Below are 23,957 nucleotides of genomic sequence, written 5' to 3'. Positions count from 1 at the left end.
GGCCGCACATCAAACTGGAGTTCCGAACATGAAAACCCTGCTTCTCGCGGGCGCGATGGCGCTCGCCTCGACCCCGGCCCTGGCCGATCAGACGGACCTGTCCTTCCCGGTCCACGACATCATCATCACCAGCAACATTCCGGCGGTGAACATCTCGGTGCGGAACATGTCCGCCTCGACCGACCCGGCGCAGCGCAATCTGCGTATGGTCTCCGCCGACCCGGTCATCCAGGTGAATGGCCAGGTCTGGTGCAAGTCGTACAATACTGCCGATACCGCCGCCCTGCGCGCCCGTGTGGTCTACGGCGATGCCCATGTTGTGGCGGCCCATAACGGCGCCGACCTGCTGGCGATCGGGCCTTGGAGCCCGTCGCCGGTGCAGAGCTTCTCCGGCACGCATACGCTGGAGAATGTCGCGATCAATTCGACGATGAATTTGCCCGACAGCTGGAATGGCGGCGTGAACCTTGCCGGTTTCAACCCGGTGGAATTCGTCGAGGGACGTCTCGAGCATTTCGTTGCCCAGAATGCTGGCAGCGAGGCCGACTTCCTGCGCATCGACGACGTCTTCGTCACCACGGTGACGCTCAATCTCGTCGGCTGGTGCAGCTATGACAGCCAGAACGTCTCGGGCGAATATGCGGGCCTGCGCGCGGTCGAAGTGCCGGTGCATGTCTTCTATCACGGCGATCCCGACATCCAGGACGTGGTCACCCAGTATGGCGGCGCCGGAACGGTCGCGGCGCAACAACCGCCGCGGTCGCGCGGCGTCACCCGTGCCAATGGTGCCGATACGCGTCCTCCCGCCCGAGCCGTCACACCGGCGCGTGCAGAATATCGCGGCGGCGTGAATGTCGCCTCCGGCGATGTCAATGGCGACGGCTACGAGGATGCTCCGCAAGGCGGAGCAGGCGGGTTCGATGCGGCCGGCATGGCGGCGGCGCTCCTCCTCCCGGCGGTGCAGAACAACCAGGACGAAGAAGAGCTGCCCTGCCGCGTGCGGGAAGAGCAGCCGGCCGGTCAGCGGCTGGGCCGTGCCGCGCTCGGCATGCTGATCCGCGCGCAGGGTAATGGCGACGGCAATTCGCTGCGCGAACGCGCCATCAACGTCGCGGCCGACGAGGTCGAGGGCTGCGAACGCTACTGATCCTAGCAAGTGCGAGGGCCTGGCGAGGGCGCGGCGGGGAGACCTGCCGCGCCCTTTCTCATGCGGAAAGATGCAGGACTACCTGCCGCGCGTGCGGACGGTCGCGGTGTTCGAAGAGATAGAGGCCCTGCCAAGTGCCCAGCGCCAGCCGCCCTCCGCTAACCGGAATGCCGATCGAGGTCTGGGTCAGCGCCGCCCTGATATGGGCGGGCATGTCGTCGGGACCCTCTGTGGTGTGGCGCAGCCAGCGCATGGAGGGGTCGTCGCCCCGGGGAACGAGGCGGCGGAAGAAGTCATCGAGATCGCGGCGCACGTCCGGATCGGCATTTTCCTGGATCACCAGCGAGCAAGAGGTATGGCGCACGAAAACGGTCAGCAGCCCCTCGCCCGCGCCCGCCTCGCTGACGAAGGCCTCCGCCGCGCGGGTGAAATCGTAAAGGCCGGGGCCGGTGGTCTCGACGGTGATGGCGGTTTGGGGCATGGCGTCCGGATAGCACGCCTTCGCGTCCGCCGCCTATTCCCAGCAGCGCGGTCCGGTCTCCGGCAGGGCCGGGTCGGCGGCGTTGGCCACCGCCCAGGCGATATCGACCGGCGAGAGCGCGCCCTCCGCGTCCTCGCGATTGGTCAGTACGACAACCGACAGGCCGGTCGTCAGATCGCGCAGATAGGCCGTGCCGGAATAACCGCCGTGGGCGACGATTTGCCGGCCGCCGAATTCAAACGTCATCCAGCCGGCGGCGTAGCCCCAGGCCTCGCAACTCTCCCCGGCGTCGAAGGCGCGGCGGATGTCCGTCGTGTCGAGAAAGGCTTGCGGGCTCGTCACGGACGGCGCGGCCAGTTCCGCCTCCCAGGCGAGCATGTCGTCCAGGCTGGAGACGACGCCGAAATGCGCCATCTGGCCGAACTGCCAAACGCGGCGATTGCGGACGATTTCACCGTCTTTCCAGGCATAGCCTTCGGCGCGGCGGGGGATAATGGCGTGCTGGTCGAGCCTGCCCGTCACATTCATGCCCAGGGGGCCGAACCAGCGCTCCTCAAGCACCGCGTCGAAAGGCCGGCCAGTGACGTTCTCGATGACCAAGCCGAGCAGGAAATAGCCCTGGTCGGAATAGATCCAGTCCTCACCCGGCTCGGCCTGCATCTCCGTGTCCAGCGCTCCGTCGAGCATGAGATCGGTCGAATATTCCAGCAGAAACTCGTCGTACGGGCGCGGTTCGAACCGGTGGGCCAGCCCGCCCATATGGGCGAGGAGATCGTCGATCGTGATCGACTCCCATTCCGGCCGAGCGCGATCGAGATATTCGGTCACGCGGTCATCCGTCGAGAGCGCGCCCTCCTCGGCCAACTCCATGATCAGGAGCGCTGTCATGTGCTTGGTCAGCGAGGCCAGTTCGAACACGGTGTCGCGCCGCACGGGCGCGTCATGCTCGATGCTCGCCAGGCCGTAGCTGCCTACATGGACGGCCTCCCCGTGGCGCGTCACCCCCACGGCCGCGCCGGGGAAATGCCCGGCCTCCATCGCCTCGCGGACGACCGTATCCACCCCGTCCAGAACAGGCCGGTCCAGATCAGGATTGTCCTGCGCGGCGCAAAGGCCCGCCGGGCCGGGCAGGACGGCGAGCGCGCAGGCGGCGGCGATGGATCGCAGCATGGAATTCCCCTCGATTGCCGGCGGCAGTCCTGCGGGGGAGTGTGACGAGAATGGGGAGACGGGAGACGGGCGGCCACCCTCGATCTGTCAAAGACCATTCAGTTCCCAGCGCTTCACGCCCTTGGAATAGCCACCCGAGCTTTCATAGAGGCCTTCGGCGGCGTCGGTTTCGGAACTGGTCCACATCATGAAGGTGGCGGGGCTGTCCTTCACGTCCTCCACGACGGCTTCGAACAGGGCGCGGCCCGCGCCCGCGCCGCGGCCGTGCCGGCCGACGCAAACCTCCGCCAGCCAGGCCCCGGCACCGCCATGGCCGCTATCATAGAAGGCGTGCCAGACGGCATAGCCGATGACTTCGCCGTTGGCTTTCTCGGCGACGAGCACGTGGAAGCTGGTGTCGTGGTAGAAGAGCGTCGCCTTGATGTTCTCCGGCGTGCAGTGCTCGGTAGAATCATTGACGACCTCGTTGAGCTCTTTCGACAGCCGGGCAATGGCCGCGGCATCCTTCGAACGCGCGGCGCGGATGGTCAGGTCGGTCATGGAGATTCTCCCCTAAAGCAAATCGGCCCACCGGGCTTGCCGATGGGCCGAATTATAGACCGGATCCCGGATCAAGTCCGGGGATGACGACCGCCGGGCGGTCGTCAGTTATCCAGGAAGCTCCGCAGCTTCCGGCTCCGGCTCGGGTGCTTCAGCTTGCGCAGGGCCTTGGCCTCGATCTGGCGGATGCGTTCGCGGGTCACCGAGAATTGCTGGCCGACCTCTTCGAGCGTGTGGTCGGTGTTCATGCCGATGCCGAAGCGCATGCGCAGCACGCGTTCCTCACGCGGGGTGAGCGAGGCGAGGACGCGGGTCGTTGTTTCGCGCAGATTGGCGTGAATGGCCGCGTCGATCGGCAGGACGGCATTCTTGTCCTCGATGAAGTCGCCGAGATGGCTGTCTTCCTCGTCACCGATCGGGGTTTCGAGCGAGATCGGTTCCTTGGCGATCTTCATCACCTTGCGGACCTTCTCCAGCGGCATGCCGAGCTTCTCGGCGAGCTCCTCCGGGGTCGGCTCGCGGCCGATCTCGTGAAGGACCTGGCGGGAGGTGCGCACGATCTTGTTGATCGTCTCGATCATGTGAACCGGGATACGGATGGTCCGCGCCTGGTCGGCGATCGAGCGGGTGATGGCCTGGCGGATCCACCAGGTCGCATAGGTCGAGAATTTGTAGCCGCGGCGGTACTCGAACTTATCGACCGCCTTCATCAGGCCGATATTGCCTTCCTGGATCAGGTCGAGGAATTGCAGGCCGCGATTGGTGTATTTCTTCGCAATCGAAATAACGAGGCGGAGATTGGCCTCGACCATTTCCTTCTTGGCGATGCGCGCCTCGCGCTCGCCCTTCTGGACGGTCTTCACAATGCGGCGGAAATCGTCGACCGGCACGCCGGAGCGCTGCGCCAAGTCGGCGATCTGCATGCGGATCGCCTCGGCGTCGCTGGCTTCGCGCTCGATGAAGCGGTCCCAGGCCTTGGTCGTGCCCTTCTGGGCGGAGATCCAGTCCGGGTTTGTTTCGTTTCCGAAATAAGCCTGCATGAAGCCGGTGCGCGGCACGCCGTGGGCGTCGGCCATGCGCAGCAGCTTGCCTTCCAGCGCCATCAGTTCGCGATTGATCGCGTAAAGCTGGTCGACCAGCGCCTCGATTCGGGCATTGTTGAGGTGCAGCGAATTCAGCTCGTTGACGATGCCGGACTGCAGCTCCTCGTACTTCTCGCGGTCCTTCTTCGACAGATCCTTGCCGGAGACGCGGGCCTCGACGAGCCGGTCCTGCAGCTTGCGGAAGGCCGCAAAATCGCGGGCGACCGCGTCGAGGATTTCCATGACCCCGTCGCGCAGCTCGGCTTCCATCGCCGACAGGGAGAGGTTCTGGCCCTCCTCGTCGTCATCCTCGTCGTCGTCGGACTTGGCTTCGTCGGTTTCGGTGTCCTCACCGTCCTCATCGTCGTCCGACGACGCAGCGCGCTGCCCCGGCTTCTTGTTCTGGGCACCGGGCTGCTGGTCCGGGCGGCCGCCTTCGGAATAGTCCGGCTGCGGGTTCTTGCCGCCATAGGTGGCTTCGAGGTCGATGATGTCGCGCAGCAGGACCTGGCCTTCGGCCAGCTCGTCGCGCCACACCATGATGGCTTCGAAGGTCAGCGGGCTTTCGCACAGGCCGCGGATCATCGCGTTGCGGCCGGCCTCGATGCGCTTCGCGATGGCGATTTCGCCTTCGCGCGACAGCAGTTCGACCGAGCCCATCTCGCGCAGATACATGCGCACCGGGTCATCGGTGCGGTCGGCGGAGGCCGGCGTGTTCTGACCGGCGACGGCGGTGGAGGCCTTTCCGGAAACGGCGCGGGTGCGGGAACCGCCCTCCTCGTCGTCTTCCTCTTCCTCCTCGTCATCGTCGTCGGAGGCGGACGCCGCGCGCGTCTTGGCCTTGCCGGCCGGCGCGTCTTCCTTCGGCTCGCCGTCCTCGTCCTGCTCCTCGGCCTCGATGACGTTCACGCCGAGCTCGGACAGCTGGGCGAGCACGTCCTCGATCTGCTCGGAGGTGAATTCATCCTCCGGCAGGACCTGAACGAGTTCGTCATGCGTGACATAGCCACGCTTCTTGGCGGTCTTGATGAGAGTCTTCACGCCCTGATCGGTGAGATCGAGGATCGGGCCGTCCTGCGGCTCCTGCGTGGTGGCCTCTTCGGTGGTTTTGCTCATTCGCCCTTCAAATCCCACTTGGCGTATTCGCCAGATGTGATGCCGCTAACCGGCCCCCGCCCGTTTTCATACCGGCCCGTCGCCTTCTCCCGTCCGCCGGAAGGCTTCCACGAGTCGGCGCAAATTGTCCGAATCGCCCCGGCCGATTTCCTCGTCCAGGCGATTTCGGATTTCCGCGCGCTTGGTACTCTTGTCCAGCCGATCCATATAGGAAGCCGCCAGCCTATTCCAAGCGGTCTCGCGCTGTGCCAGTGGCGCCTCGGACCCGCCAAGCGCCGCGCGCATGGGAATCCGGTCGCTCTCCAGCCGCCGCAAGATGTCCGAGAACCCTTCCGCCTCCAGTGCCGCCCGCAAACCGCCGTCGCCGGACAGTTTTCCGGAAGCGCAGGCGTCTAGAACGGCGTTGCGCAAGGAGTCAAGCGAACCGCAGTCGAGCGCGGCCAGCGTCTCGGCGTGATGTTCGACGATTTCCGGGTATTCAATGGCCGCGAGCAGGAGGTGACGCAGCGTCGCCGTCGTGCCGTCGCCGGATATCTTTCGCTTCAACTCGCCTGTCGGGCCTGGCACCGGGCCGCCGCGGCGCCACTCCCCGCGCGGCGATGACCGCCGCTGGCTGCCGAACAGCGCCTGCATCCGGTTGTCGAATTCGGCCCGGTATTCCTCGCGCACATCCGGGTTGGCGATTTTCTGCAGCAGGGCGCGGATCCGGCGGCGGAAGGCGGCGCGGCGGTCGGGATCGTCGAGCGGCTCGAGTTCGGCCTCGCGGTCCCAGAGCAGCTGGGCCAGCGAGCGGGTCTGGGTGAGGGTGGCGCGCAGCGCCGACGCCCCCTCCTCGCGCAACATGTCGTCCGGGTCCTTGCCGTCCGGCAGGAAGACGAAGCGCAGCGTGCGGCCCGGCTCGATCATCGGCAGGGCGCGGTCGGCGGCGCTGGCGGCGGCACGGCGTCCGGCGCTGTCGCCATCGAAGCAGAGCACCGGTTCACCGCCGGCCCGCCACAGCAGGGTCAGCTGATCCTCGGTCAACGCAGTGCCCAACGGCGCCACGGCGTATTCGATTCCGGCGCGCGCGAACGCGATCGCGTCGAGATAGCCTTCCGCCACGATCAGCCCTTTCGCGCCCGAGGTGGGGTCCGAGGCTGCGCGCCGGGCCTCGGGATAGCGATAGAGGGTCGAGCCCTTGTGGAAGATCGGCGTTTCCGGGGAGTTCAGATACTTGGCCCGGGCCTGCTTGTTGAGCGCACGGCCACCGAACGCGACCAGCCGGCCGCGCGGGTCGCGGATCGGGAACATCACCCGGTCGCGGAAGCGGTCATAGGCGGGGGTGGAATCCTCGGGATTGATCAACAGGCCGCACTCGATCAGGTCGCGGGCGTGGGCTCCGGCCTGGATCAGCTCGTCCTTCAGCGCGGTGCGGCTTTCCGGAGCATAACCGATGCCGAACCGCTTCCAGTCGTCGGGACCAAGACCGCGGCCTTCGAGATAGCGGCGCGCATGGGTGCCGGCCCGGGAACGGAGCGCGGTCTCGAAGAAGCGCTGCGCGACCTCCATCCACTCGATGAGGGATTTGCGTTCTTCGGCCTTCTGCGCCGCCAGCGGGTCCGGTGCGGGCAGCGACATGCCCGCCTCGCCGGCCAGCCGCTCGGCCGCTTCCATGAAGTCGAGGCCTTCCATCTTCATCAGCCAGTCGAAGGCATCGCCATGCTCGCCGGAGGCGAAGCAGTGGTAGAATCGCTTCTCGTCATTGACGAAGAAGGACGGCGTCCGCTCCTTCTTGAACGGGGACAGGCCGGCGAACTCGCGGCCCTGGCGCTTCAGCGGCACCGTCCGCCCGATCAGGTCGGACAGGCGGATACGCGCGCGAATTTCATCCTTGAAGTCGTCGGTGAGGCGCATGCGGACAGACTAGACCGCGGCGCGGCTGGGCGCCATCGGTCAGGCGACGTCCTGCAGCAGGGATTTCACCTTGGCTCCGGCCTTGGCGAAGTCCATGCGGCCGGCATAGCGCTCTTTCAGGGCGCCCATGCACTTGCCCATATCCTTCAGGCCGGACGCGTTCAGTTCGTCGACCACGCCGCGGGCAGCCTGGTCGATTTCTCGTTCATCCATCGGCCGGGGCAGGAATTCGCGCACGATCTCGGCCTCGGTACGTTCGCGTTCGGCGAGATCGAGACGGCCGGCCTTCTCATAGGTGTCAGCGCTTTCGTCGCGCTGCTTGGCGAGCTTCTGCAGGATCGCCATCATCTCCGTGTGATCGCAGCCGCCGCAGCGGTCCTCCGCACGGGCGGCAATGTCCCGGTCCTTGATGGCAGCGGAAATCAGGCGGAGCGTCGACAGACGCACCGGGTCCTTCGCCTTCATGGCGGCCGTCAGTTCGGACTGGATTCGTTCACGAATGGACATGTGTTTCGATACCTGTGTGCACGTTAAGCAGATCGCCGGTTCAACATCTTGTTTTTCCTGCGATATTCGGCGCGTTGCATTTCTTGACGCCTGCCGTCTGCCTGCCTATCGTCGCGGCAAATTTCGGACCGGTGATGTAGTCTCTCCCGGCCCGAATTCCAAGGAGCGCGCTGATATGACGGCCCCCAGAGAAAATCAAGCCCCGGCAGGTCGCCCGACCGGGGTGATCGTTCTTGCCGATGGTACGGTGCTGCAAGGCTTCGGCGCCGGCAAGACCGGCTCCGCGATCGGCGAAGTCTGTTTCAACACGGCGATGACGGGCCATCAGGAAATCCTGGCCGACCCGTCCTATGCCGGCCAGATCGTCTGCTTCACCTTTCCGCATATCGGCAATGTCGGCGCGAATATCGAGGACGAGGAAGCCTCGAGCGATCAGGGGCGAAAGGCCGCCGTGGGCATGATTTCGCGCGCGCCGATCACGCCGCCCGCGAACTGGCGCGCCGAGCAGGGTTTCGGCGACTGGCTGGCCGATCGCGCCATCGTCGCGGTCACCGGGATCGACACGCGCGCCCTGACCCGCCGGATCCGCGACGAGGGCATGCCGATGGGCGTGATCGCGCACGACCCCGAAGGCCAATTCGATCTCGATGCGCTGAAAGCTCTGGCCGCTGCGGCTCCGACGATGGAAGGCCGCGAACTGGCCCGGGCCGTGTCCTCGACCGGCGCGGCGGACTGGGACGAGGGCGACTGGGCGTGGTCCACCGGTTTCGCCATGGGCCCGAAGGACGGCCCGCTGGTCGTGGTGCTCGACTATGGGGTGAAGGCCAACATCCTCCGCCGCCTCGCCTCCGCCGGTGCGCGGGTGCATGTTGTGCCCGGCTCGGCGAGCGCGGCCGACGTGCTGGCGCTGCAGCCCGCCGGTGTGCTGGTGTCCAATGGTCCGGGCGACCCGGCCGCGACGGGCCAGTATTCGCTGGAAACCATCCGCGGCGTGATCGATGCGGGCGTTCCGACACTCGGCATCTGCCTCGGTCACCAGATGCTGGCCTTGGCGCTCGGCGGAAAAACGCTGAAAATGGTCCAGGGACATCACGGGGCGAACCATCCCGTGAAGAATCTGGAGACGGGACAGGTGGAAATCGTGTCGATGAATCACGGTTTCGCGGTCGATGCGGCAACGCTGCCCGCCGACGCGGTCCAGACTCATGTCTCGCTGTTCGACGGCACGAATTGCGGCTTCAAGCTGAAGGACCGCCCGGTCTGGGCGGTGCAACACCACCCGGAAGCCAGCCCCGGCCCACAGGACAGTTTCGCGGTTTTCGAGACTTTCGTGAGCGCGCTGAAGGAAGCGGCCTGAGATGATCGCGCAGGTGGAGACGTGCCCGGTTTGCGGCGGCAGCCGCGAGACGATCTACGGACCGGTCACCGTTCCCATCAATCAGACGATCACCGTCGAACAATGCCAGGCCTGCGGTCTGGCTGAACGTCAGCCCGGCACGGCGTTCGAATTCACCGATCTGCCGGCCAACGCCTACATGGATGACTGGCAGGCGCTCGACCTGTCGGGGTTGCGCTTCAAGTATGAGCGGATGAGCGAGGCCGCGCGCGACCTCGCCCCGTGGGTCGTCAAGGACGGGCCGTGGGGCCGGGCCCTGCTCGATGTCGGTTGCGGCCCCGGCTATTTCTGCATGCACGCCCGGGCCAATGGCTGGCGCGCCCAGGGTGTCGACAACTGGCGCGAGATCGCGGCCTGGGGTCAGAAACACCTGAAGGTCGAGATCGAACCCAAGAAGATCGAAGACAGCGCAACGCCGGAAAACGAGTTCGAAGTGGTCACCGCCTTCGACGTGATCACCTTCACCGACGACCCGGTGGCCTTCCTGAAGGCCTGCCGCGCGCGCCTGAAGCCCGGCGGCATGGTGATGATCTCGACGACGAATTTTGACGCGGAAGGCCGCAAGGCCGAGGGCGTTGACTGGCCGCCGCTCGGAGCCAATGTGCGGCGCTGGTTCTTTACCCCGAAAAGTCTGGAAGAGGCCTGCCGAAAAGCCGGGTTCGGCGCGTCGCGCATCCTGCTTGCCGGCGGCCCGGACCACGATCAGGAACTGATCCTGTTCGCGCAGAACCCGTTCAAGACCGCGATCAGCTGGACCGACATCGCCGAGGACGAGCACAGCGACAACATGCTGCCGCCGCTCGACCGCAAGTCGGTCGACGTCTCGACGCTCAATGAGGACCAGCGCTTCTGGCGCGAGAACGGCTATCTGATCCTGCGGAACTTCATCCCCGAGGATGTGATCGACCGCTACTGCCGGGTCCGCGAAAAGGTGAAGTCGCCCGGCGGCTGGGACGACGAGACGCCCTATATGGAGATCAAGGAGATCCGCGATCTCTGCCTGTACGGCGCGCTGATGGACAAGCTGGAGCGGCTGATCGGCGAGCCGATGGTGATGAATCTCAACCTCACCGGCTGGAAGACGACGCAGCGCGATTGGCATCAGGACGACTATCTCAATCCCGACGAGGTACGCGGGCGCTATGTCGCCTGCTGGTTCGCGCTCGACACGATCACCGCCGACAGCGGCCCGTTCCAGTTCGTGCCCGGCTCGCACCAGTGGCCGCATATCAAGAAGAGCAAGATCCTCAACTTCGTGCCGGAAGAGGTCCGCACCCAGCGGTCCTGGCCGATCCATTCGGAGCGGGTGCTGACACCCTTCTTCGAATCCAAGATCGCCGAGGAAAATCTCGAAAAGGTCGATTTCCTGGCCGAGAAGGGCGACGTGCTGATCTGGCATGCCCGGCTTCTGCACCGGGGCACGGTGGCGAAGAATCCCAACGCGCTCCGGAAGGCGATCATCACGCACTACACCGCGCTCGGCGCGATGTCGGCCTATGGTCCGGTGGAGCGCTGGAATACCGGTGGTCTCTACTTCGCCGATCCGAGCAAGCGCGAGGTTGATCCCGAGCGCGAGGTGCTGGGCTGAGCCCTCCCCGGTTTCCGCTTCATCGCCGCGCCCTGATGCTCGGCGGGCTCTCGCTCGCCGGATTGTCCGCCTGTGGTCAGCGGCAGGCGGCGGCGGAAGGTGACCTCCTCCGCGTCGCGATCGGCGGCATGCCGGACTCGCTCGACCCGGCGATCGGCCAGTTCGCGACCGCAGCCCTCGTCTACAAGCAGATCCACGGGCCGCTGACCGACTACGGTCACAACGGGGGCGTTGTGCCCGGCCTCGCCCGCGACTGGTCGGCCAATGACAACGCCACGCGCTGGACCTTCCGCCTGCATGACGGCCTCACATGGTCGGACGGCACGCTGCTGAACGCCGAGGACGTGGTCTGGTCGGCGCGGCGGATCGTCGATCCGGCTTCGACCTTCGCGCAGATCGGCGACTTCTACTCGGTGTTGAATGCGCCGGAAGTCCTGCGCCAGGAAGCTCCGCCCGAAGCCATGGGCGTGCGCGCGCTCGACCCGCTGACGGTCGAGTTCGAGATGAGTGCGCCGATCAGCTTCTTCCCGCTTCTGATGCGCGAATTCTATCCCTTCCCGCGCCACGCCATCGAGGCACACGGTTCGGGCTGGACACGGCCGGAAAACTTCGTCGGTTGCGGACCGTTTGTCGTGTCCGGTGCCGGTGCGCTGTCGCTGCAGCTGCGGCGCAATCCGCTGGCGCGCAATCCGGCGCGGATCGAGAATGTGCATATCGAGGCTGTGGAAGACGCGGCGACCCGCCAGCGTCTTTTCCGGGCCGGAGATTATGACCTGGCCGACAATCCGATGGCGAACCAGATCGCACTGCTGCGCGAGCAGATCGGCGACCGGCTGCACAGCTATACCGCGCCGAAATTCACCTACCTCAAATGCAATGTGGACCGGGTGGACGCCGCGACCCGGCAACGCTGTACCGAGGCCATTGACCGCGCCTTCATCGCGGACAACCTCCTGCCCGGCGTGGCGACGCCGACGGAGACGATCATTCCGGGGTCGGAGTTCGTGTCCGAGGTGCTGGCGATGGTCGCGGTCCAGCGCGAGCGCGGACCGCTTCTCCTGCGCTGTCTCAGCGGTGAACGCGAACGCATCGCCGTGGTCGTCGCCGACGATCTGCGCCGGGCGGGAATTGAGGTCGACATCCTCGCCACGCCCGCGACCGAACTCTACCAGGCCGTCGATGCGGGTGATTACGATCTGGCGCTGGCGCATTTCGACCGGGGTCTGAAATCCGAACCCAACTTCATGCTGGAGCCCTTCGCGCCGGGCCAGTTCGCCGACAACATGAGCTGGTACACGATCGACAACCCGGCCTCTTCGGAATTCACGGCCCTGATCGCGCAGGCGCGCGCGGCGGTGGACGACACGGAGCGAGATGCGCTCTATCGCGCGGCCGAGGCGATCATTCTCGAGCACACCGTCGTCATCCCGCTCTTCCACGAGCGGGCCTTCTGGCTCATCTCCGACCGGGTCGAAGGCCTACCCGAGACGATCCAGCCCATGCTGTGGGGCGGGGCGGAGCTGATCGATGCCTGATGCGGAACTTCGGGCCGCACTGCGCAGGCTGTGGGGCAATCTCGTTGAACGGCTCGGCGCGGATCGATCGGTGAGCGATCGCATCGGCGAAACCTTGGTGGAGGCCTATTCCGGGCCGGACCGGCACTATCACGGCCTGAAGCATCTTGATTTCCTGTTCGGGGAGATCGACCGGCACGCGGACAGAATTGACGATCGTGACCGGCTGGAACTGGCCGCTTGGTTCCACGACTGGATCTACGACACGCAGCGCAGTGATAACGAAGAACGCAGCGCCGAGACCGCCCTCGAGATGCTCACCAAAATGGATGTGCCGACCAAGTTGTCGGGCCAGGTTGCGAAGCTGATCCGCATGACCAAGGCTCACACTTCCGAAGGTGACGGCGACGACGATCTCTTCCTCGACATGGACTTCGCCATTCTCGGTGCGCCAGCGGACGTCTACGACCGATATACCGAACAGGTGAGAACCGAGTACGGTTGGGTGCCGGACGAGTATTTCAAGGCGGGTAGAGTCGAATTCCTGGGCGGCGTGATGGGGCGTCAGCGCATCTTTCTCACCGACATCTACGAAGCTGAATTCGGCGCTCAGGCGCGAGAGAATATTGCGCGAGAGATCGCCCGGCTCTCGCGTTGACATAACCCCTCGCCAAGGCGGCGATTCACGGTTAGTACGGGCGCCTAGCACGACAGTTCAATCGACACCCCGCCGGACCCGCGCGATAAAGCGGACCCGGGCCGGGTGTTCGCGCGCGAGATGAGACGGGAAGAGCCATGCCGAAACGTACCGATATCGACAGTGTCCTGATCATCGGCGCCGGGCCGATCATCATCGGTCAGGCCTGTGAATTCGACTATTCGGGCGTTCAGGCGGTCAAGGCCCTCAAGGAAGAGGGCTACCGGGTCATCCTGGTCAACTCGAACCCGGCAACGATCATGACCGATCCGGGCCTGGCCGACGCGACCTATGTCGAGCCGATCACCCCGGAAATGGTCGAGAAGATCATCGCCAAGGAGCGGCCTGACGTCCTGCTGCCGACGATGGGCGGGCAGACCGCGCTCAACTGCGCGCTGGAGCTCGACCGCCGCGGCGTGCTGGAAAAGTACGGCGTCGAGATGATCGGTGCCCGCGCCGACGTGATCGACAAGGCGGAAAACCGCCAGCGCTTCCGCGAGGCGATGGATTCCATCGGCCTGGAAAGCCCGCGTTCGGGCGTGGCGCACACGCTTGAGGAAGCCAAGGCGCTGCAGGCCGACATCGGCCTGCCGGCGATCATCCGGCCGTCCTTCACCATGGGCGGCACGGGCGGCGGCATCGCCTACAATATCGAGGAATTCGAGGAAATCTGCGCGGCGGGTATCGCCGCCTCTCCGGTCAACGAGATCCTGGTCGAGGAGAGCGTCCTCGGCTGGAAGGAATACGAAATGGAAGTGGTCCGCGACCGCGCGGACAACTGCATCATCGTCTGCTCGATCGAGAATATCGATCCAATGGGTGTGCATACCGGCGACAGCGTCACCGTCGCCCCGGCCTTGACCCTGACCGACAAGGAATACCAGCGCATGCGCTCGGCCTCGATCGCCGTGCTGCGCGAGATCGGCGTTGAGACGGGCGGGTCGAACGTGCAGTTCGCCGTCGATCCGAAGACCGGCCGCATGGTCGTGATCGAGATGAATCCGCGCGTGTCGCGTTCCTCGGCGCTGGCGTCGAAGGCGACCGGCTTCCCTATCGCCAAGGTCGCCGCGAAACTGGCCGTCGGCTATACGCTCGACGAGATCGCCAACGACATCACGAAGGGTGCGACGCCGGCCAGTTTCGAGCCGACGATCGACTATGTCGTCACCAAGATCCCGCGCTTCGCCTTCGAGAAGTATCCGGGCGCCTCCAACATCCTGACGACGTCGATGAAGTCGGTCGGCGAAGCGATGTCGATGGGCCGCAATTTCCAGGAATCGGTCCAGAAGGCGCTGCGCTCGCTGGAAACCGGTCTCAGCGGCTTCGACGAGATCGCGGTGGACGGCCTCAGCGAGGCGAAGACGCCCGAAGCCCGCCGCGAAGCGATGGTCGCCGCACTGGCCCGGCCGACGCCGGACCGGCTGCTCTATGTCGCCCAGGCCTTCCGCGAGGGCATGAGCGTCGACGAGATCAACGCCGCCTGCGCCTACGAGCCGTGGTTCCTGCGCCAGATCGAGGAGATCGTCGCGGTCGAGCATCGTGTCCGCATGGAAGGCCTGCCGAAGGACGCGGCCGGCCTCCGCGCGATCAAGGCGATGGGCTTCTCCGACGCCCGCCTGGCCAAGCTGACCGACCAGCACGAAGACGATGTCCGCGCCGCGCGCCGCGCCCTCGGCGTGCGCCCGGTCTACAAGCGGGTAGACAGCTGCGCGGCGGAGTTCGTCGCCGCGACGCCCTACATGTATTCGACCTACGAGACGGCCCCCTTCGGCGGCGAAGCCGATGACGAGAGCCAGCCGTCCGACCGCCGCAAGGCGATCATCCTCGGCGGCGGTCCGAACCGGATCGGCCAGGGCATCGAATTCGACTATTGCTGCTGCCACGCGGCCTTCGCCTTTGCCGAGATGGGTCTCGAATCCATCATGGTGAACTGCAACCCGGAGACGGTTTCGACCGACTACGACACGGCGGACCGTCTCTATTTCGAACCGCTGACGACGGAAGACGTACTGGAGCTGATCGAGACCGAGCGCTCGAACGGCACGCTGGCGGGCGTCGTGGTCCAGTATGGCGGCCAGACGCCGCTGAAACTGGCCGGCGATCTGGAAAAAGCCGGCATTCCGATCCTCGGCACCCAGCCCGATGCGATCGACCTCGCGGAGGACCGCGAGCGCTTCAAGGCGCTGCTCGACACGCTGAATCTGCGCCAGCCGCCGAACGTGATCGCGCACTCCGAGGCAGAGGCGATGGCCGCGATGGAAACGCTCGGCTTCCCGCTGGTGCTGCGCCCGTCCTATGTGCTGGGCGGCCGCGCGATGGAGATCGTGCGCGAACCGGAAGGCCTCGAACGCTATCTGCGCGAGGCGGTGAATGTGACGGGCAAGACACCGCTGCTGGTCGACCGCTATCTCGACAATGCCGACGAGGTCGATGTCGACGTGATCTGCGACGGCGAGGACGTCTTCGTCGCCGGCGTCATGGAACATATCGAGGAAGCGGGCGTCCATTCGGGCGACTCGGCCTGCTCGTTGCCGCCCTTCTCGCTCTCGCCGGAAACCGTCGAGGAGCTGAAGACCGAGGCCATCGCCCTGGCCAGGGCGATCGGCGTGAAGGGGCTGATGAACGTCCAGTTCGCCATCAAGGACGGCGAGATTTTTGTGCTGGAAGTCAATCCGCGCGCCTCGCGCACCGTGCCCTTCGTGGCCAAGGCGATCGGTGTGCCGGTGGCGAAGATCGCCGCGAAAGTGATGGCGGGCGAGTTGGTTTCCTCGTTCAAGCTGAAGGATCCCGCGCCGAAGCATGTCGCCGTCAAGGAAGCGGTCATGCCGTTCGCACGTTTCCCCGGGGTCGACCCGGTGCTCGGCCCGGAGATGCGTTCGACCGGCGAGGTCATGGGCATTGACGCCGACTTCGAGAGCGCCTTTGCCAAGAGCCAGCTGGGCGCAGGGGTGAAGCTGCCACTGTCCGGCGCGGTGTTCGTCTCGCTGAAGGAATCCGACAAGGCCATGATGGTTCCCGCGGCAAAGATGCTGGTCGAGATGGGCTATACCGTGCTCGCCACCGACGGCACGGCGGCGCATTTCGAAGCGGCCGGCGTGGCCGTCACGCGTGTGAGGAAAGTATCCGCCGGACGCCCGCACATCGTCGACGCGATCAAGAATGGCGAAGTGCAGCTGATCTTCAACACGACCGAAGGCCGCCAGTCGCACAAGGACAGCTATTCGATCCGCCGCACGGCGCTGGAACTGAAAATTCCGTGCTACACGACGGCGTCCGCCGCCGAGGCCGCGGTGAAGTCGCTGAAAAAGATCGATGCAGGCGCGCTTGAACCGCGCTCGCTCCAATCCTACTCTCGTGAGAATTGAGATCAGCTCCCCATTTTCGAGCGAGACTATCGAACATGAGCAAAGTACCGATGACCGACGAGGGCTATCGGGCCCTCGACGAAGAATTGAAGCGTTTGAAGACCATCGAGCGCCCGGCCGTCATTCAGGCGATTTCCGAAGCGCGCGAGCATGGCGATCTTTCGGAGAACGCGGAATATCACGCGGCCAAGGAACGTCAGGGCTGGATCGAGGGCCGCGTCGCCGAGCTTGAGGACAAGATCGCGCGCGCCCAGGTCATCGACGTGTCCAAGCTGGACGGCGACACTGTGAAGTTCGGCGCGACCGTTTCCGTCGTCGACGAGGACACCGAGGAAGAGGCCTCCTACAAGATCGTCGGCGAAGACGAGGCGGATGTGCGCTCGGGCAAGATCTCGATCACCTCCCCCATCGCGCGCGCCATGATCAACAAGGAAGTCGGCGACGTGATCGAGGTGAACGCCCCGGGCGGCCTCAAATCGTACGAAATCCTGAAGGTGGAATGGATCTGAGCATCCATAGCATCGAGACGAACAGGGCCGGCCTATGTGCCGGCCTTTTTCGTTTCCGGCTCAGAGCGTTTCGGTGACGAGGCCTTTCGCGCCGCAGTCGCGGGGGATGGCATCTCTGTCGCCCATTTCAAAACTCGCCCGCCCGCGTAGCTGAAGGACCACCGCCTTCGTTCGGGCATCGAGATTATTGTGATTGAGCGCCGACGTGGCGTCGCAGAACACTTCGAACCAGTCGGGTTCGGCATCCAGAACGAATGCTTCATGCAGGGCTGGCGGCAGGTCCGAAACCACGGGAGTGATGCTCTCGGTTTCGACCTTGCCGATTTCCCCGCGGCTGACGCGTTGCCATTCGGGTCGGCATTCAAACTCAGGCTCGCCTATCAACTCGTAGCTGGCCCGGCCTCGAAGCTGCAGCACAATCATCTTCTCAAAGGCGTTCAACTGTCCGTAGTTGAGCACATCCGAAAGCTCACACCAGGCCTGTCTGAAATCCTCCGGGCCTGTTGTGAGGACATATTCCCCGATGATCGGATTGAAGCTGCGTTTCGACGGAACAGGGTCTGGGGTCGCGGCGAATGCCCGTGCAGTGACAGCCACGATTGAAACGATGATCATCATAAGGAAGCGCATCGACACCCCAATTCGTTACACAGTAACAATGGCGGGTTTGAGCGCGACAGGCAAGCGAAACGCCGGGACGATCACCGTCCCGGCGTTTGCATTACCGGCGGCGGTTCGGGGTCAGCCGTCCGATGGCGTGGCCGGGGCCAGACCCGGCAGATGGTCGGCAGGATCGAGGCGCTCGCCGTCGCGGTGCACTTCGACATGCAGGTGCGGACCGGTCGACACGCCCGACGACCCGACGCTGGCGATCACCTGACCGGCGCGGACCGCGTCGCCCGGGGCGACGGCATAGTCCTGAAGCTGGGCGTAGACGGTGGTCCAGCCGCCGCCATGGTCGATCTCGACCACATTGCCCCACCCTGCCTGACCGTTATAGCCGCTGCCGGCATAGGTGACGCGGCCGCCTGCCGGCGCGGTGACCGGCGTGCCGGCCGGGGCGGCGATGTCGTGGCCCGTGTGATTGCGCGGGCCATCGGGGCCGGGCGCGGCCGGGCCGAAGCGGGACGTGGTGCGGCCCTGGACGACCGGGGCGCTGAAGTCCGGATCGACGGCCATGCCGGAGGCTTCGGCGACCTGAAGCCCCGCGACCGGAAGCGCCATCACGGCGAGCGCGGCGAGCGCGACCATGCCGCCCGCGGAGCGGGCTTTCGGGGCAGGAGAGAGAATGGAACGTATACGCATTTCGAGTGCCTTCCTGGGTTCCACGCCAAAACCGAGAGCGGCCTGCGGCCCCGAATTCGCGCAGGCAGCCTGCAGCAGGGAACGGGCGTAGGAACGCGCCCTGCCGTTTCCGAGTGTCCCGAGCGCGGCGCGGTCGCAGGCGATCTCCACCGCCAGCCGGCGTTCGCGCTCGATGAGAAAGACAAAGGGATTGAACCAGAGCGCCAGCCCGGCGAGGCGCATGGCGAGCAGGACGCGGCTGTCGCGGCGGCGTATGTGTGCCAGTTCATGCGCCAGGACGAGGTCGTCGGTCTTTCCCTCGCGCGGCAGCACCAGGATCGGGCGAAGCAGGCCGCAAACGAAGGGCGACGCCACCGCGTCGATCCGAACGTCGATCCCCGCGCGGACCGCCATGGACCGGGCGACCTGCGCGACGCGCGCAGAGGTCTGGTCATCGGCCCGGCGCGTTTGCTTCAGGCGCAGATGGAGCAAAAGCGAGCGGCGGAGTTCGATCACGCTGCGGAGCGCGGCGCCGGAACCCCAGAGCGCCAAAAGGACGAAGTCCCATCTCCAGACCGGTGAAAGTGCCAGCGCGGCCGGTTCCGTACCACCGGAACGCTGCGGCACGATCAGGGCCGTTACCGGCTCAAGCGGTTCGGCCAGCGACGGCAGCGCCGCATTCAACAAGGGGGACACGGCGGCGACGATGAGGGGAAGAGCGGCGAGCGCGTATCCCGTCAGCCAGTAGGCTTCACCGCGTTCCTGTCGCCGGCCGAAGACCCAGACGAGCGCGGCAATGGCGAGGCTGGCGGCCGCCGCGAGACTGATTCCTGTGACGCTCATGCCTCGTCCTCCGGCTTTTCGGCCAGCAGTTTTTCAAGCTCGGCAATGTCAGCGGGATCGAGCAACGGGCTCGACGCAAAGGCCGACGCCGGCAGCGGTTCGTCGAGATCGAAGATCTGCGCGGAGAAGCTGCGGATCATGGTGCTGAGCACAAGGGCTTTCGTGGCTTTAGGCGCGAAGACGGCGAGACCATGCGAGTCGCCGCGCCCGATCAGCCCCTTTTCGACCATGCGCGCGATCAGCGTTCGCGTGGTGGAGTAGGACCAGCTCTGGCCGCTCCCCACACGATCATGGATTTCGCGCGCGCCCAGCGGCGATTGCGACCACAGGGCTTTCAGAACCGACATTTCGGAGGGGCTGGGTTTTTCCACGACACACCACAGGTTTGATGTGACATTTGTCGCATGTATGCGGTTCCTGTCAAGCAGCATGTGATTGACGCCTCGGCCAGGAAGCCTGCTAAACGGGTGTATGGGCACGACTCCGAAGGTCATCTGGGCGGTCGCCGATACGCGCCGCGGTGTCGAAAACCAGGCCATCGGCCTGGCCGAAGCGATTGCGCGACATCTGGGAGATGCCGTGACGGCGCGGGTCACGATCCGCGACGACGGCTACGTTACGCTGCCGGAACACGACACGCCGGACATCTGGATCGGCTGCGGCCGGCCGGCGCTGAAGCTGGCACGGCGTCACCGCAAGATCTTTCCCGGGGCGCGCTTCGTCTATGTGCAGGACCCGCGCAACCACTATGATCGCTTCGACCTGATCGTCGCGCCGGGACATGACCGGGTCCGCAAGGCGAACGCGATCTCGATGATCGGATCACCGCACCGCGTGACACCGGACCGGCTCGCCAAAGCCGAGGCGGCTTTTGCCAAACATCTGGCCGCCCTGCCCGCTCCGCGCGCGACAGTACTGATCGGCGGGCCGAACAAGCGCTTCAAGGTCACGCCTGACGTCTCCGCCAATCTGGAGGCACGCATCGGCGATCTTCTGGACGCCGGATATTCCCTGATGCTCTCGGTCTCTCGCCGCACGCCGAAGGCGCTGACCGGCGCGCTGAAGGCGCGCTTCGGTGACGACAAGCGGGTCTGGCTGTTCGACGGCACAGGCGAGAATCCGTATTTCGCCTTCCTCGCCGCGGCCGACCTGATCTGCGTCACGGAAGATTCCACCAACATGCTGGTCGAGGCCGCCGCAACGGGGAAACCGCTCTATTCCCTGCCACTCGACGGCGACCCGGGAAAATTCTCCCGTCTCTATGGCGCGCTGGAAGCCCACGGGGCGCTACGACCTCTGCTCGGCCCGGTCGAATCCTGGACCTATACTCCGCTCGACGCGACGGCGCAGGCCGCGCGCGAGGTGGTGTTGAGGCTCGGCCTTGAGCCGCAAGGGGCTGCGGCCTAACTAGAGGCCCACAGAGCCGATACCCGATTCATCCGGAGCCTTTCCCACATGTCCGAACCCCGCCATTCCAAAGTCGTCATCGTCGGGTCCGGCGCCGCCGGCTACACCGCCGCGATCTATTGCGCGCGCGCCATGCTGAAGCCGATGGTGATCGCCGGCCTGCAGCCGGGCGGGCAGATGACGATCACCACGGATGTGGAGAATTATCCGGGCTTCGCCGACGTCATCCAGGGACCCTGGCTGATGGAGCAGATGCGCGCTCAGGCCGAACATGTCGGCGCGGAAATGGTCAGCGACATCATCACCGACGTGGACCTGTCCAAGCGCCCGTTCACGCTGACCGGCGACAGCGGCACGACCTACACCGCCGACGCGCTGATCATCGCGACGGGGGCGAGCGCGAAATGGCTCGGCCTTGAATCCGAAGAGAAGTATCGCGGCTTCGGCGTGTCGGCGTGCGCGACCTGTGACGGCTTCTTCTACCGCAACCGCGAGGTCTTCGTGATCGGTGGCGGCAATACCGCAGTCGAGGAAGCGCTCTTCCTGACGAATTTCGCGTCGAAGGTAACGCTGGTGCACCGGCGTGACTCCTTGCGCGCGGAAAAGGTCATGCAGGAACGCCTGTTCAATCACCCCAAGGTCGAGGTGATCTGGGACAGCGTGCTGAAAGAAGTCCTCGGCGAACAGAACCCGCCGGGCGTGACCGGCGTGAAGATCAAGAATCTGAAGACCCACGAGGTGACCGAGCACAAGGCCGACGGCGTCTTCATCGCGATCGGCCACCAGCCGGCGACCGAGCTTTTCCTCGACAAGCTCGACATGAAGCCGGGCAATTATCTGATGGTGAAGCCGGGTTCGACGGAGACCTCGGTCGAGGGCGTGTTCGCCGCGGGCGATGTGACCGACGACAAATACCGCCAGGCGGTGACCGCAGCCGGCATGGGCTGCATGGCCGCTCTCGACACCGAACGCTGGCTGTCGGGTCACTGACCCCCGGAAATCGGCAGGGCGGGACTGGTCAGGCGATTGTCCCAGTCGACCGGCGCCTTAAATGGAATTAAGTGACCCGTAAGCGCGCAAGAAGAAGCGCGGTGGCAGTAATCGCCCACGGTTTGTTGATTGAGTCAGGGACGCTCAAAATGATCAGAACGCTTTCCTTCAAGGCCGCCGCCACCGCGCTGGCGCTGTGCCTCTCCGCCCCGGCAGCGATGGCCCAGGAGGGTCTCGCCCCGGAATTTTCCAGCTTTGCCCGCTCCACCCACTCGGGCGGTCCGTCGGTCGATTACCAGATCTGGACCGACCTGTTGCGCGACATCGTCTATGATGTCGGCCTGTCGGACCGCGAGCCGCCCGTCGGCCGGCCGATCCTGACCGGAACGCGGATCAATACCGGCAATACCAGCCGTTACCGCTATGAAGGCAACCGGGTCGTCTATCACCTGATGAGCGAGGAATACCGGAACGCCATCACGGAATACCGCCGCGACCTCGAAACCCTGCCCGAGCGTGTCGACCTGGCCCGCCTGTCTTCCGACGAGCAGCTCGCCTACTGGATCAACCTGCACAATGTCGCGGTGATCGAGCAGCTGATGAACGAGTATCCCGTCACGCGGGTCAATCGCGTTCAGATCAATGGCGAACCGCTTTACGAAGCAAAGATCCTCAACGTCGCCGGCGTGCCGCTGAGCCTGAACGACATCCGCCTGCGCATCGTCTACGAGCAGTGGAACGATCCGCTGGTGATCTACGGCTTCTTCAACGGCGCCGTCGGCAGCCCGAACATCCTGCGCAACGCCTATACCGGCGCCAATGTGTGGACGTCGCTGAGCAATAATGCGCGGGAATTCATCAACTCGCTGCGCGGAATCGAGATCGACCGCGACGAGCTGGAAGTCTCCGTCATCTACAATGACGCGCGTCCTTACTTCTTCCCGAACTGGAATGCGGACCTGCGCTCCCACCTTTCCGGCTATGCGATCGACAGCGCCTATGACCAGCTGCGCGGCAATCTGCCGATCGACGCCGATGTCGAGGCCTGGGAAATCGCCGACCTGATCAACGGATCGGGACGCTGCACGGGCGGGGCGGGCGACATAACCGTCCAGTCCTACAGCCGCGAGGGCGGAAATGTTTCCAGCGGTGTTTGCGGCGCGATCCCGCAGACCGCGCAGGCGCTCATCCGCGATGTCGAAATCCGCCGTCTGGAGCTGATCCGGAACGGCACCTATGGCCGTGTCTATGTCCGCGACATTCCGACCGACGACCCGGACACGGAAGAAGACGAATCCCAGCGTTGAGGCCCATTCAACGCTGACGGGTTTACCTCCGGGGTTGGCGGTCTAGAGTTTGCGCCGAACCCCGGAGGTTTTTTCATGAACAAGCGCAAGATCGGCCCGTTCGAGGTCAACCCCATCGGCCTGGGCTGCATGGGCCTGTCGGCCTTTTACGGCCCGCCCACGGATCACGCGGACGCCGTCCGCCTGCTGCGGCAAGCCGTGGACATGGGTGTCGACCATTTCGACACCGCCGAGCTTTACGGCCGGAACGAGGAATTGCTCGGCGAGGCGCTTGAAGGCCTGCGCGACCGGATCCGGATCGCCACGAAATTCGGTCCGAAATTCACCTTTGACGAGAACGGAAAGCGTGTCGGCCAGACCATCGACGGGTCACCGGCCAACATGCGCCGCGCGGTCGAGAACTCGCTGCGCTTTCTGCGGACCGACCATATCGATCTCTACTATCTGCACCGGCTCGATCCCAACACCCCGGTCGAGGAAACCGTCGGCGCGATGGGAGAATTGGTGAAGGAAGGCAAGGTGCTCGCGATCGGCCTGTCCGAGGTCAATGGCGACACTTTCGCGCGGGCCAATGCCACCCACCCTGTCGCCGCCGTGCAGAGCGAGTATTCGATCTTCACACGCGACGTCGAGCAGGTGCTGTTCGACCAGTTGCGGGCCGCAGGCGCGACGCTGGTCGCCTATTCGCCGCTCGGCCGCGGCATGCTGACCGGCAGTTTTTCGAAGGATCACAAGCCGGGCGGTCAGGGAGAATTCCGCTCCGGCGACATGCAGCCGCGGTGGGCCGAGGGCGCATACGAGGCCAATCTCGCCCTGGTCGATGAAGTGAAGTCGATTGCCGACGAGATCGATGCCACGCCGGGCCAGGTCGCGCTCGCCTGGGTGTTGTCGCGCGGGGAAGACATCGTCACCATCCCGGGCACGACCAAGCTGAAGAATCTCGACTCCAATCTCGGGGCTGCGAACGTGTCGCTGAGCGATACGCACCTGAAACGGCTCGAGCCACTCGCCGACAAGGTACAGGGCGCGCGCTACAACGAGATGGGCATGGCCGCGGTCAATCGCTGACCTTCACAGCTCTGCCGAAACGAAAATGGCGGGACCCGGACAGGTCCCGCCAT

Annotated in this window: 20 protein-coding genes; 11 read left to right on the top strand and 9 right to left on the bottom strand. The window is 65.1% G+C overall.

Annotated elements, in window-relative coordinates:
• Window positions 1–28: 28 nt before the first annotated feature.
• On the top strand, window positions 29–1,147 hold the full coding sequence (locus ACFOOR_RS12535) for a hypothetical protein (protein ID WP_343162924.1): 1,119 nt from the start codon (window positions 29–31) through the stop codon (window positions 1,145–1,147).
• 58 nt (window positions 1,148–1,205) lie between these two features.
• Here the strand turns inward: ACFOOR_RS12535 and ACFOOR_RS12530 are convergent, their stop codons facing one another.
• The 6 genes from ACFOOR_RS12530 to ACFOOR_RS12505 all read right to left on the bottom strand — a co-directional run bounded on the left by ACFOOR_RS12530 (window position 1,206) and on the right by ACFOOR_RS12505 (window position 7,936).
• A complete protein-coding gene (locus tag ACFOOR_RS12530) occupies window positions 1,206–1,628 on the bottom strand; it encodes a secondary thiamine-phosphate synthase enzyme YjbQ (protein WP_343162923.1) in 423 nt (140 codons plus the stop codon).
• 33 nt (window positions 1,629–1,661) lie between these two features.
• Window positions 1,662–2,798 carry a serine hydrolase domain-containing protein gene (locus tag ACFOOR_RS12525; protein ID WP_343162922.1) on the bottom strand — a complete coding sequence of 379 codons (1,137 nt, stop codon included), beginning with the start codon at window positions 2,796–2,798 and terminating at the stop codon, window positions 1,662–1,664.
• Between the two features lie 87 nt (window positions 2,799–2,885).
• Entirely contained in the window at window positions 2,886–3,338 is a 453-nt protein-coding gene (locus ACFOOR_RS12520) for a GNAT family N-acetyltransferase (protein WP_343162921.1), read from the bottom strand.
• A 104-nt stretch (window positions 3,339–3,442) separates the two neighbouring features.
• Window positions 3,443–5,536: an RNA polymerase sigma factor RpoD gene (gene rpoD / locus ACFOOR_RS12515; protein WP_343162920.1), complete on the bottom strand. Its 2,094-nt coding sequence runs from the start codon at window positions 5,534–5,536 to the stop codon at window positions 3,443–3,445.
• A 66-nt stretch (window positions 5,537–5,602) separates the two neighbouring features.
• The gene (gene dnaG, locus ACFOOR_RS12510) at window positions 5,603–7,429 is read right to left on the bottom strand and encodes a DNA primase (protein ID WP_343162919.1); all 1,827 of its coding nucleotides are present in this window, start codon (window positions 7,427–7,429) and stop codon (window positions 5,603–5,605) included.
• A 39-nt stretch (window positions 7,430–7,468) separates the two neighbouring features.
• On the bottom strand, window positions 7,469–7,936 hold the full coding sequence (locus ACFOOR_RS12505; RefSeq protein WP_343162918.1) for a GatB/YqeY domain-containing protein: 468 nt from the start codon (window positions 7,934–7,936) through the stop codon (window positions 7,469–7,471).
• Between the two features lie 175 nt (window positions 7,937–8,111).
• On the opposite strand from ACFOOR_RS12505, the gene carA reads away from it, so the two are divergent.
• The 6 genes from carA (at window position 8,112) to greA (ending at window position 17,005) form a co-directional block, all read left to right on the top strand.
• Window positions 8,112–9,293 (top strand): glutamine-hydrolyzing carbamoyl-phosphate synthase small subunit, encoded by a 1,182-nt coding sequence (gene carA, locus ACFOOR_RS12500; protein WP_343162917.1) that lies wholly within the window; start codon window positions 8,112–8,114, stop codon window positions 9,291–9,293.
• Window position 9,294: 1 nt separating this feature from the next.
• Window positions 9,295–10,920, top strand: coding sequence for a phytanoyl-CoA dioxygenase family protein (locus ACFOOR_RS12495; protein WP_343162916.1), 1,626 nt, complete (start codon window positions 9,295–9,297; stop codon window positions 10,918–10,920).
• A 35-nt stretch (window positions 10,921–10,955) separates the two neighbouring features.
• Window positions 10,956–12,455 (top strand): peptide ABC transporter substrate-binding protein, encoded by a 1,500-nt coding sequence (locus tag ACFOOR_RS12490; protein ID WP_343162915.1) that lies wholly within the window; start codon window positions 10,956–10,958, stop codon window positions 12,453–12,455.
• The gene (locus ACFOOR_RS12485) at window positions 12,448–13,092 is read left to right on the top strand and encodes an HD domain-containing protein (RefSeq protein WP_343162914.1); all 645 of its coding nucleotides are present in this window, start codon (window positions 12,448–12,450) and stop codon (window positions 13,090–13,092) included. The genes ACFOOR_RS12490 and ACFOOR_RS12485 overlap by 8 nt, the downstream gene beginning before the upstream one ends.
• Before the next feature lie 137 nt (window positions 13,093–13,229).
• Window positions 13,230–16,496 (top strand): carbamoyl-phosphate synthase large subunit, encoded by a 3,267-nt coding sequence (gene carB, locus ACFOOR_RS12480; protein WP_343162913.1) that lies wholly within the window; start codon window positions 13,230–13,232, stop codon window positions 16,494–16,496.
• Window positions 16,497–16,531: 35 nt separating this feature from the next.
• On the top strand, window positions 16,532–17,005 hold the full coding sequence (gene greA, locus ACFOOR_RS12475) for a transcription elongation factor GreA (protein WP_039719245.1): 474 nt from the start codon (window positions 16,532–16,534) through the stop codon (window positions 17,003–17,005).
• Window positions 17,006–17,065: 60 nt separating this feature from the next.
• On the opposite strand, the gene ACFOOR_RS12470 is transcribed toward greA, so the two are convergent.
• The 3 genes from ACFOOR_RS12470 to ACFOOR_RS12460 form a co-directional block, all read right to left on the bottom strand.
• Complete coding sequence (locus ACFOOR_RS12470; protein ID WP_343162912.1) at window positions 17,066–17,623, bottom strand: hypothetical protein; 558 nt, start codon at window positions 17,621–17,623, stop codon at window positions 17,066–17,068.
• Window positions 17,624–17,746: 123 nt separating this feature from the next.
• A complete protein-coding gene (locus ACFOOR_RS12465; RefSeq protein ID WP_343162911.1) occupies window positions 17,747–19,132 on the bottom strand; it encodes a M23/M56 family metallopeptidase in 1,386 nt (461 codons plus the stop codon).
• The gene (locus ACFOOR_RS12460) at window positions 19,129–19,563 is read right to left on the bottom strand and encodes a BlaI/MecI/CopY family transcriptional regulator (RefSeq protein ID WP_343162910.1); all 435 of its coding nucleotides are present in this window, start codon (window positions 19,561–19,563) and stop codon (window positions 19,129–19,131) included. The genes ACFOOR_RS12465 and ACFOOR_RS12460 overlap by 4 nt, the downstream gene beginning before the upstream one ends.
• Window positions 19,564–19,603: 40 nt before the next feature.
• On the opposite strand from ACFOOR_RS12460, the gene ACFOOR_RS12455 reads away from it, so the two are divergent.
• From ACFOOR_RS12455 to ACFOOR_RS12440, 4 genes are all read left to right on the top strand, one after another.
• Window positions 19,604–20,539: a mitochondrial fission ELM1 family protein gene (locus ACFOOR_RS12455; protein WP_343162909.1), complete on the top strand. Its 936-nt coding sequence runs from the start codon at window positions 19,604–19,606 to the stop codon at window positions 20,537–20,539.
• 48 nt (window positions 20,540–20,587) lie between these two features.
• On the top strand, window positions 20,588–21,529 hold the full coding sequence (trxB, locus tag ACFOOR_RS12450) for a thioredoxin-disulfide reductase (RefSeq protein WP_343162908.1): 942 nt from the start codon (window positions 20,588–20,590) through the stop codon (window positions 21,527–21,529).
• Window positions 21,530–21,678: 149 nt separating this feature from the next.
• Window positions 21,679–22,836 carry a DUF547 domain-containing protein gene (locus tag ACFOOR_RS12445; protein ID WP_343162907.1) on the top strand — a complete coding sequence of 386 codons (1,158 nt, stop codon included), beginning with the start codon at window positions 21,679–21,681 and terminating at the stop codon, window positions 22,834–22,836.
• Between the two features lie 75 nt (window positions 22,837–22,911).
• Window positions 22,912–23,904, top strand: a complete 993-nt coding sequence (locus ACFOOR_RS12440; RefSeq protein WP_343162906.1) for an aldo/keto reductase — start codon at window positions 22,912–22,914, stop codon at window positions 23,902–23,904.
• Window positions 23,905–23,957 lie beyond the last annotated feature (53 nt).

The organism is Hyphobacterium vulgare, from assembly GCF_042643335.1.
In the GTDB taxonomy this organism is placed as follows: domain Bacteria; phylum Pseudomonadota; class Alphaproteobacteria; order Caulobacterales; family Maricaulaceae; genus Hyphobacterium; species Hyphobacterium vulgare.
This window is presented reverse-complemented; position numbering and strand designations above follow the sequence as displayed.

Excerpts from the sequence above, each read along its gene's own strand:
- ACFOOR_RS12470 (WP_343162912.1), bottom strand. The coding sequence starts at position 17,623 with ATGATGATCATCGTTTCAATCGTGGCTGTCACTGCACGGGCATTCGCC.
- ACFOOR_RS12455 (WP_343162909.1), top strand. The coding sequence starts at position 19,604 with ATGGGCACGACTCCGAAGGTCATCTGGGCGGTCGCCGATACGCGCCGC.
- ACFOOR_RS12440 (WP_343162906.1), top strand. The coding sequence starts at position 22,912 with ATGAACAAGCGCAAGATCGGCCCGTTCGAGGTCAACCCCATCGGCCTG.
- ACFOOR_RS12530 (WP_343162923.1), bottom strand. The coding sequence starts at position 1,628 with ATGCCCCAAACCGCCATCACCGTCGAGACCACCGGCCCCGGCCTTTAC.
- ACFOOR_RS12505 (WP_343162918.1), bottom strand. The coding sequence starts at position 7,936 with ATGTCCATTCGTGAACGAATCCAGTCCGAACTGACGGCCGCCATGAAG.
- ACFOOR_RS12465 (WP_343162911.1), bottom strand. The coding sequence starts at position 19,132 with ATGAGCGTCACAGGAATCAGTCTCGCGGCGGCCGCCAGCCTCGCCATT.
- trxB (WP_343162908.1), top strand. The coding sequence starts at position 20,588 with ATGTCCGAACCCCGCCATTCCAAAGTCGTCATCGTCGGGTCCGGCGCC.
- ACFOOR_RS12460 (WP_343162910.1), bottom strand. The coding sequence starts at position 19,563 with ATGCTGCTTGACAGGAACCGCATACATGCGACAAATGTCACATCAAAC.
- ACFOOR_RS12485 (WP_343162914.1), top strand. The coding sequence starts at position 12,448 with ATGCCTGATGCGGAACTTCGGGCCGCACTGCGCAGGCTGTGGGGCAAT.
- ACFOOR_RS12520 (WP_343162921.1), bottom strand. The coding sequence starts at position 3,338 with ATGACCGACCTGACCATCCGCGCCGCGCGTTCGAAGGATGCCGCGGCC.
- greA (WP_039719245.1), top strand. The coding sequence starts at position 16,532 with ATGAGCAAAGTACCGATGACCGACGAGGGCTATCGGGCCCTCGACGAA.
- carB (WP_343162913.1), top strand. The coding sequence starts at position 13,230 with ATGCCGAAACGTACCGATATCGACAGTGTCCTGATCATCGGCGCCGGG.
- ACFOOR_RS12525 (WP_343162922.1), bottom strand. The coding sequence starts at position 2,798 with ATGCTGCGATCCATCGCCGCCGCCTGCGCGCTCGCCGTCCTGCCCGGC.
- ACFOOR_RS12535 (WP_343162924.1), top strand. The coding sequence starts at position 29 with ATGAAAACCCTGCTTCTCGCGGGCGCGATGGCGCTCGCCTCGACCCCG.
- rpoD (WP_343162920.1), bottom strand. The coding sequence starts at position 5,536 with ATGAGCAAAACCACCGAAGAGGCCACCACGCAGGAGCCGCAGGACGGC.
- dnaG (WP_343162919.1), bottom strand. The coding sequence starts at position 7,429 with ATGCGCCTCACCGACGACTTCAAGGATGAAATTCGCGCGCGTATCCGC.
- ACFOOR_RS12495 (WP_343162916.1), top strand. The coding sequence starts at position 9,295 with ATGATCGCGCAGGTGGAGACGTGCCCGGTTTGCGGCGGCAGCCGCGAG.
- ACFOOR_RS12445 (WP_343162907.1), top strand. The coding sequence starts at position 21,679 with ATGATCAGAACGCTTTCCTTCAAGGCCGCCGCCACCGCGCTGGCGCTG.
- carA (WP_343162917.1), top strand. The coding sequence starts at position 8,112 with ATGACGGCCCCCAGAGAAAATCAAGCCCCGGCAGGTCGCCCGACCGGG.
- ACFOOR_RS12490 (WP_343162915.1), top strand. The coding sequence starts at position 10,956 with ATGCTCGGCGGGCTCTCGCTCGCCGGATTGTCCGCCTGTGGTCAGCGG.